General features: G+C 39.0%; 8 protein-coding genes. 2 read left to right on the forward strand and 6 right to left on the reverse strand.

The window, feature by feature from the left end; genetic code table 11:
• Positions 1–17: 17 nt before the first annotated feature.
• Positions 18–770: an ABC transporter ATP-binding protein gene (locus AAF462_06940; GenBank protein ID MEM7008856.1), complete on the reverse strand. Its 753-nt coding sequence runs from the start codon at positions 768–770 to the stop codon at positions 18–20.
• A 258-nt stretch (positions 771–1,028) separates the two neighbouring features.
• Between AAF462_06940 and AAF462_06945 the strand changes: the two genes are divergently transcribed.
• Complete coding sequence (locus AAF462_06945) at positions 1,029–1,643, forward strand: methyltransferase domain-containing protein (GenBank protein ID MEM7008857.1); 615 nt, start codon at positions 1,029–1,031, stop codon at positions 1,641–1,643.
• Positions 1,644–1,929: 286 nt separating this feature from the next.
• Complete coding sequence (locus AAF462_06950; GenBank protein ID MEM7008858.1) at positions 1,930–2,730, forward strand: acetoacetate decarboxylase family protein; 801 nt, start codon at positions 1,930–1,932, stop codon at positions 2,728–2,730.
• A gap of 52 nt (positions 2,731–2,782) precedes the next feature.
• On the opposite strand, the gene AAF462_06955 is transcribed toward AAF462_06950, so the two are convergent.
• From AAF462_06955 to pyk, 5 genes are all read right to left on the reverse strand, one after another.
• Positions 2,783–3,535, reverse strand: coding sequence for an SDR family oxidoreductase (locus AAF462_06955; protein MEM7008859.1), 753 nt, complete (start codon positions 3,533–3,535; stop codon positions 2,783–2,785).
• A gap of 100 nt (positions 3,536–3,635) precedes the next feature.
• Positions 3,636–3,860 carry a DUF378 domain-containing protein gene (locus tag AAF462_06960; protein ID MEM7008860.1) on the reverse strand — a complete coding sequence of 75 codons (225 nt, stop codon included), beginning with the start codon at positions 3,858–3,860 and terminating at the stop codon, positions 3,636–3,638.
• Positions 3,861–4,470: 610 nt separating this feature from the next.
• On the reverse strand, positions 4,471–6,069 hold the full coding sequence (locus tag AAF462_06965; protein MEM7008861.1) for an aryl-sulfate sulfotransferase: 1,599 nt from the start codon (positions 6,067–6,069) through the stop codon (positions 4,471–4,473).
• Positions 6,070–6,220: 151 nt separating this feature from the next.
• On the reverse strand, positions 6,221–7,339 hold the full coding sequence (locus AAF462_06970; GenBank protein ID MEM7008862.1) for an acyl-CoA desaturase: 1,119 nt from the start codon (positions 7,337–7,339) through the stop codon (positions 6,221–6,223).
• 248 nt (positions 7,340–7,587) lie between these two features.
• On the reverse strand, positions 7,588–8,937 hold a 1,350-nt coding region (pyk, locus tag AAF462_06975; protein MEM7008863.1), incomplete at its 5' end, for a pyruvate kinase.

Genomic DNA, 8,937 nt, shown 5'->3' on the forward strand with positions numbered 1-8,937 from the left:
CCTTCAATAAAGCTCTGCTACTCGTCCCCGCCTTCCATCTTGGCATTTATAAAGTCGCTTAAGATTTTAACGTCCGTATTTTTAGCCTCTTCTACCGATCCGGTGAATACAATCTTTCCGTGATACAAAAATGCAATTCTGTCTGAGATCTCAAACGCACTTTGCACGTCATGGGTAATAATAACGCCCGTAATCCCAAACTGCTCCTGCATATTTCTTATAAGATGGTTAATTCTAGTGATATTGGGTGGATCAAGCCCAGTTGTAGGCTCATCGTATAGAAGAATTTTTGGGTTCATTGCCATTGCTCTTGCAAGGCCAACCCTTTTTTTCATTCCGCCGCTAAGGTCAGAGGGCATCTTGTCTTCAATATCAGGCAGCCCCACCATCTCAAGGTTTCTTGAAACGATTTCTTTAATTTCATTCTCTGGATAGTTTGCGTTCTCACGAAGCGGGTATGCAATATTTTCCTCAACAGTAAGGGAATCAAAAAGCGCTGCTCCCTGAAAGAGCATGCCTATTTTTTTTCTAACATTTACAAGTTCTCTCTCATCCATTGGCACAATGTTCTCACCCTCAATTATAACGTCGCCCTTATCGGGCTTAAGAAGACCCGTGATTTCCTTAAGCAAAACACTCTTTCCGGATCCGCTACCGCCAAGAACAGTTATGTTCTCGCCGCGCTTGATAGATATATCAACACCCATATGAACTTCTTTAGTGTCAAAGGATTTATAAACGTTATTGATACCAATTATTTCTTCTGACATGAATTGAAATTATATCCTTTAAAAATTTAAACTCTGTATTAGATTCCTACCCAGTCTAATTAGCCTTTGACAATTTGTCAAAAAAACATTTTGCTGAATTTGTAGATGAGTGCGAATATTCAAAAATGATTGACTTTTAGGGCATATAGATGTATAAAAATGTAAACCAAAAACAACTAACTGGGTTGAGTTTTATATACTGTATAACAAATAGAGTCTCGAACTAATAGGTTGTTTACACAAAGCGAGAAAAGGTTTATGAGAAGAGAAAACGTCCGGTCTGAGAATGAGCTTGAAGTAAATTTAAAGTTTCTAACTCAATTTATAATCCACCCGACCAAAATAGGAGCCATTGCTCCTTCCAACGACAGTCTTTGCGACTTAATGACTGACATGGCAGAACTTAAAGAAGTATCGAGCGTTGTGGAATTTGGCCCTGGGACAGGCGTTATTACTGAGAAAATTGTAAATAAGATATCTGAAGATACAACGTTTTTCGCAATGGAAATCAACGAAACACTGGTTGAAGCCACAAAAAAGCGATGCCCTGAAGCAACTGTATATCTAGACTCTGCAAGCAGTGCAAAAAAATACTTGGATATACATGGCGAAAAGGGTTGTGATTGCATAATAAGCAGTCTTCCTTGGTCCACTTTCAGTGATGATCTACAAGATGATTTGATGGATACAATTATTGATGTGCTTCACCCGGGAGGAAAATTTTTAACCTATGCTTATGTACCAGGTCTTATTTTTCCTTCAGCCAGAAGGTTTAGAAAAAAACTCCATGAAAAATTTGATAAGATCACCAGAAGTAAGATCGTATGGACCAATTTCCCGCCTGCATTTGTTTATTACGCTGAAAAAACTTAATAATTATTCATTTGACACCCATTTCAAAAAATTCTTGACATAGATATAAATTTATTAGAAAATGTGAATGTGTAGGCTTTGACCTTTCTTCAAGTTAATCGGAGAGATGGAGGATGAACCATAATAGCCGATACAAGATTTTAGAGTCTTAGAGTTTCCTAAATAGTAATACTGCCATCTAATATATCTATCAACTATTGACAATACTTATAACAATTCACATATTGCTATTAAATTACTAAGTGGTTTATGATAATTTATGAAATACAAAAGGAGGTATTGTGCAATGAAAGATTTTTCTAAAAAGATGCTTACCGTTTTATTTTTGATTTCTTTAACGCTAAGTGTATCAACTACGAGCGAGAACGCTTACGCTGAAACGGATGGGGCAAATCTTCCAGGGCCTCAGCTGGTAACTGATGCATGGATGTTTATAGCTGCATATAAAGCCGATCCGGAGGTACTAAAGGCAATGCTGCCAGAGGGGCTTGAGCCAAACCCTGAAGGGCAAGTGGTTATAAACATGTATACGGTCCCTGATGGTAACAATACATCGGGATTTGGTCCCTACACGCTTACATATCTTACAATTGAGCTCGCAGATCAGGACTCTTACATAAAAAACGCTGATACTACAATCCCTGGCAGGTATTTCATCTACTATTTCAACAGCTCACCTACCATGAGAGCATTTACCGATCCAGTAGGAATTCCAGTAGATGAGAACACTAATGTTCTGACAACTACTGAAGTAAAAGACGGAAAGCTTACTGCTACACTAACAGTGGACGGAAAACCAATGATTGTTTCTACAGCTGATGTTGGTAGTGAGCTCGGCAACTTTGGCGGAGGACACCTTAACTATTTTGGCCTCATGACCAAAGATGTGGATGGCAAAAAAGTAAATCAGGTAGTTAAATATCCTATTCCTTGGCTCGGCGGAGTTGTTGATACTCAAAATGCTAAGATTGAGTTTAAGGCTCCAGAGGATCATCCTATAAATAAAGTTAAGCCTATAGCTGATCCGACTTGGGCAATTTGGACAAAGGGAAGTTTTGTTTATCCACAGTATCAAGTTGTAAATTAGTATAGACAATCCTTATAATGGGCCGCTGAGATACATGCGGCCCAAAAACAATTTATCTATTCTTTATCGTAGCAAGTCCACCATCAACACCAAGCACCTGCCCTGTAACCCAACTTTGCTGGCTTCTAAGAAACCAAAGTATAGCCGAAGCTATATCACCGGGCTCGCCTACTCGGCCAAGTGCATGCATCTTCTCAGATTTTTTCAATATAGCATCATTTTCCGTAAGGCTTTTAGTTAAAGGAGTTTTGACCAATCCTGGCGCGACACAATTTACTCTTATACCATGGCGCGCATACGTTGCTGCCGAGGACATGACTAGCCCAATTACACCGGCTTTTGACGCTGCGATAGCTTCATGATTAGCCAGACCCGTAAGTGCTGCAGCAGAGGAAACAAGTACTATTGAGCCGCCTCCGGTTTCCATCATTGCTTTAGCGCTGCTTCTTAATGTTGCGAAAGCAGAGGTAAGATTAAGTGAAATAGTTTTGTTCCAATCCTCTTGTGTTGTAAGATGAGATGGTTTTAGTAGAATTGAGCCAACACAGTTTACAACACCATCTACTCTACCGTATTTCAGCACCACATCTTTTATGCATTCATCAACATCTGTAAAACTGCTTGCATCTAATTTATAGCTCTTAGTATTAAGTTTCTGAGAAAGCGCTTTAAGCTTTGTGTCATTATTTGAACAAGTAATCAGATCGCAGCTCTCGCAAGCGAGCATTTCACAAACCTTAGAACCTATTCCACCTGTTGCTCCGATTACGACATAAACTGGCCTTTCCATATTTGTTGTGTTCATCGATTAGTCTTTTTTCTCTTTGAAATGAGTTATTTGTTAAAAACGGGTGAGTGGTAACAACGGCCAGAAACATATATCTGGCCGTTATTTGAGTTTGATTTTAAGCATTATCTTCAGCTAAACCCCATCTGTGCTGTATCGCTTTCCACTGTAGAGCCTGATAAAGAGCGCTCAGTCCAACCAAGCTGTATATGATTCTACTTAGAATCGCCGACTGACCCCCAAATATTGTGGCAACTAAATCAAATTGGAAAAAACCTACCAGACCCCAATTCAGACCACCAATTACTAATAAAATAGCAACAATCACGTCTAATGCTCTCATTTTTACTACCTCCATATTTTTTTTACATATCTGAGGTTAGCAAATGTCTAAGTTTTGTCAAGCTAATTCCAAATTCCATGTTATAAATTATTTATAAACATCTGAGGTCGTTATAACTATATGCAAATATTAATAAAATATAAATACTTGTTTCTTACTATCTGCTAATAATACTTAAGAGTATTAAAATATCTCAACAATATATACTTGACGTTAGTTAGACATATACTATACATAAATACTTTGCCTTCAACTTTTATTCCTTAATTTTTTGATTATGCTTTATTTTGTGACAGATAGATTCAACCGTTTCCGATGGAGGCACTTTTGCTACTAAGCCCTATATATCGGGATCAAGCTACATTCTAAAAATGAGTGATTTTAAAAAAGCACATTGGTGTGATGTATGGGACGGACTATATTGGAGATTCATAGATAAACACCGGGAATTCTTTTCGACAAACCACAGAATGTCCATGATGGTAAGAATGTTTGACAGATTAGATACACAGAGAAAAAATAGAATTTTACTATTAGCTGAAAAATTTATTCAGGATGTAACTTGCTAAACGGTTTTTATATCAACCAGCACATAAAATCGCGTTGCCGATTAAGGATACAGACTCTCTAATCTCTCACTTCTATATGTAAAATTACTTTCTAGAGAAAGATCAAACACCTTAACAGCAGGGGTGGTTCTTGTAACCTCGATAATATGCGCAGGCTGGGTGCCGCCGAACGTAATCATTGCGTTACCGGTCTGAGGCATAAAATCAGCATCTCCGATAAAAAATGTATATAGGTCTTCTTCAAACTGACCGTATTCCCACACTATATCCACTTCTTTTGTTTCGGCGTTTATAGCGTACTCAACAGCTCTGCTGAAATTTTGGGAGTCTGGAAGCCGCTGATCAAACGGGCTTGCTCTGTTGTTGCCGTTATCATATATAAGGAAAGTGCCCTGATCTGTTATATCAGGTGCGTGCTGGTGGTATTGGAAAAAGAACTCATGATTAGATAGAGGAGTAAGCAAGTATTTGCCAAATATCTCCGGATCCCAGTTTTCATGCGGCCCAAGAATCCATATTAACTCCCCGGTTTGTCTGCTGAATTTGATTACTGCGTCTTGGTGACGGAAAGAAACAATGATTGAATCATCGCTAGTATCATGAATCACCGCATTACCATGAGACCAGTCTCTGGTAGGTTCAGCCATACCGAAAACGCCTTCATAAAGACTATCATATAATCCTAAAAGAGAGCTGTAATTTATCCGGTAAGGATCGAGTAGATCGAGCATTGACCACTCATTTACCACTGTTCCATCAGGGGTAAACTCTACTACTACATCACCAACAACAATAGCCGTTCCAAGAGGTGCAAAGGGGTCTGTTACACTAGTTGGATAATCGAATAATGTTCTAAATTCAACACTTAAGACAAGAAAGTTACCTGACTCCATCTCAAAAACCTCATGATGAAATGTTAGAGCATCCACAGGTATGCTGCCGGGGTCACCAATGGATGAACCTGCAGAATGCCAAATATTAACGGCATTTCCCAGCATATCCAGCTCTATTACTCTTTCCCTTGGCGCTAATAATAGTAGGTTGCCGTTTTTTATTCTTCTTACGTCACGATCTCCAAAACTTAGCGGAAACTCTATGTCATGATACCAGCACACATCACCCTGCGCATCAACAGCTATTAAGTAGCCGGCTGCTTCAAACAATGTTACGCCCGGTTCCATAAGCTCAGGAGTGCTAGTTACGCTAATTACAGGAAAATCAAGCGGTAGCTGCGGTGTCGTTACTTCAAATACTGCTGGCTCTATAAGCTGCTCACCTTCTTCTCCAAAAACTTCTACGGTAACTGTATAGTCTCTATCGGGCTTAAAACCCAAAACAGGATGTGCATGATCTGAAATTAATTCATCAAAATCAATACTAAATTCTTCGGTGCCATCGCTGACAGTTATTGATACTCTGGATAAGCCTGATGTCAGTAGCTCTAAAAGCCCGGCAAGCGGAGTGCTTGCATTTGGAGCCATATCTAATGTTGGAGCTTCAAGAACCGTATTAGGTTCTTCAGGCGGAGTTTGAGCTTCTATAAATGTGTCATTGTTACAACCTGAAACACTAAAAATACTGATCAGAATAAGCAATGATAAACTTTTCAATACTTTACTATCGAAGGAAAAATATCTCATCCGTGCGTCCTCTTTTAAAAATATATTTATTTAATTACGGAGAATCCGCATTAACCCTAACTCAATATATATCATATGTAAAAATGTAAATCAATCATTATCATCATAGTAGGTAAAATGAGGAATGAGGGGTGAGTAATCTAATAAAAACTTATGGAGCCTGTGCTAGCTCACGTAGCCAATTATAGTGTGATTTAAGTCCATCAATAAATCCTCCGTGGGCAGAATAAGGAATACCATATTCCTGACAAGTTTGCTCAACTATAACAGACATATCTGGATAATTAATATGGCATATCTGCGGAAAGAGGTGATGCTCCACCTGGTAGTTTAGCCCTCCAAGGTACCATGTAAGTAGTTTATTATTTCTTGCAAAATCCACCGTTGTGCTGATCTGATGAACAATCCAAGTTCTGTCCATTATACCGGCTTGTTCATCATGCATTGGAAACTCTGCTTCTTCAACACAGTGTGCAAGCTGAAATACAACTGACATAATCACACCTTGTATCATTGCTATAAAAATATAAAATGCAATCACATAAACAATCGGATAATACAAGGACGGAATAATAAAAGCGATTGTGAAAAAGAAGATCTTTCCTCCAAAAAATATTAGAGCATCAAGCCCTTTGGGACGTTTTATTTTGTGACCGTTTTCCTCTCCTTTGAAGTAAACCACAAAATCATCTATTAGCTGCCATTTAATCGCTAAAAATCCATAGAGGAACCAAATATAAATGTGCTGGAATCTATGGAAAAAGTGTTTCTTATGATGCGGGGTGAAACGAGCAAATATGCCTACTTCAACATCGCTGTCATGCCCTACAATGTTTGGGTAGGAATGATGGTAGTAATTATGCTTGCTGCGCCAAAAATATGAGCTTCCGCCAATTAAATCTAGCCAGTGACCCATAAGTTTATTTACAACTTTATATTTTGAGTAAGCGCCATGAATGGCATCGTGCATTACATTAAAAGCCTGTGCATTAAGTGCAAAACCAAGCGAGAGCGAAGCAAGAATGATACCCCAGAGAGGGAGCCCGGCGAAAACTATCAAACAATAGGAAACAACAACCCAGGATACAGATAAAAAGGACTTTAGGTACATGCTAAAGCAGTCCTTCTTATTCTTTGATGTATTCTCAAAATATGCATTTACTCTATTTGTAAGCTCTCTTTCAAACTCACTGTTACGAGCGAAACGTATTTTAGAATTAGACTTTGGCTCTTTATTCGAAACTGAGACTTCAGAATTAGCATTCGGCATTATTGTGTATTCAGATTACATAAAGCACGGCGCGAGAAACATTTAGTGTTTCCTAACAATAATAATCATTACTGTTTAATTTAAACTCTATTATCTGTTAGGCTGGAAGTGCGGTTAGTAAAACGAGCTTTGCTTATGTCTTATCCCCTTTTGTATTTAAAACTGATCAGAGTATATCACTTCAATATACAAGTACAATCCTAGCTTTGCTTTGAGAATCGAATGCGCTTGCTAATCAACACTGATCCTTATTCGATAGCTCTAATTTGAATGGCATCAATTCCGGCTCCAGCAATTATATCAGAGAGCACTACCACTCTATCTCCTGGGAGAAATCCCTCTCGCATCCTAAGAATCGTGATTGCATTCTGGATGGTCTTTTCCGGATCTTTGCTAAACTCAATGCGGTGAGCTATCACGCTTCTGTTTAAAAACAGCTGACGTCTTGTTCTGTTATCGTTGGTAAAAGCGTATATATATGTTTTAGTAGGTCTGCAGTTTGTAAGATACTGCGCCATTATACCCCTTCTTGTTATTACTAAAATGCCCTTTGCTTCAATGGACTCTGCAAGACTGATTGCGGATGCGGCAACACTCTGCTTATCGTCATGATTTTGAAGATTTCTGCTAAAGTTCATCCCTGGAAGCTGTTCTGAGGCAGTTGCAATTTTATGAATGTTTTCTATACAGCGGATAGGATACTTCCCAACAGCAGTCTCCCCTGAGAGCATAACGGCGTCGACTTCGCTGTACACTGCGTTTGCAACATCTGTCACTTCAGCTCTTGTAGGAAGGGGTTTTTCGATCATAGATTCTAAAAGGTGAGTAGCCACAATAACCCTTTTCCCCTTCTCATGACATTTACGAACTATTGTGCGCTGAATGTTCGGAAGATCTTGTAGCTCAACCTCAACTCCCAGATCGCCCCTGGCTACCATTACTGCGTCAGACGCATCTATTATTTCGTCTATATTAGCAACGCCTTCCTGGTCTTCAATCTTAGAGATGATTTTTATCTTTCCTACCTTATCACCTAAAATCCGTTTTAGTTCCTCTACATCACTTGCCTGTCTGACAAATGAAAGTGCAATAAAATCAACATTCTGCTCAAGACCAAACTCAACATGTCTTTTATCATGTTCCGTGATCGATGGAAGATTTACTCTTATCCCAGGCAGGTTCACATGGCTTTGGCTTTTTAGCATACCTCCGTCAAGGACCTTGCACTCCATAGTGCCGCGGTTTTTCTTTAAGATCTCAAGGTTAATGAGGCCGCTATCTACAGTTATCTTATCTCCTTCGTTCAAAGTATTAATAAGGTCTTCGTAATTAATGCTGAAAGATGAGATTTCGGCTTCCTGATTGCCAACCGACACTGTGATAATATCACCTTCATTTAGATGTATATCGTTATCCATACTGCCGGTTCTTATTTCCGGCCCCTCTAAATCCATTAAAATAGGGATTGAGTCTTTTATTCTCTGATTGATATTCTTAACTGACCTTATTACTTGCTCGTGAGTGTCGTGAGTGCCGTGGGACATATTCAGGCGCACCACATTCATTCCAGCAACGTACATCTTCATCATCATCTCATA

Source organism: Thermodesulfobacteriota bacterium, assembly GCA_039028315.1.
Classification (GTDB): Bacteria; Desulfobacterota_D; UBA1144; order Nemesobacterales; family UBA2774; genus CR02bin9.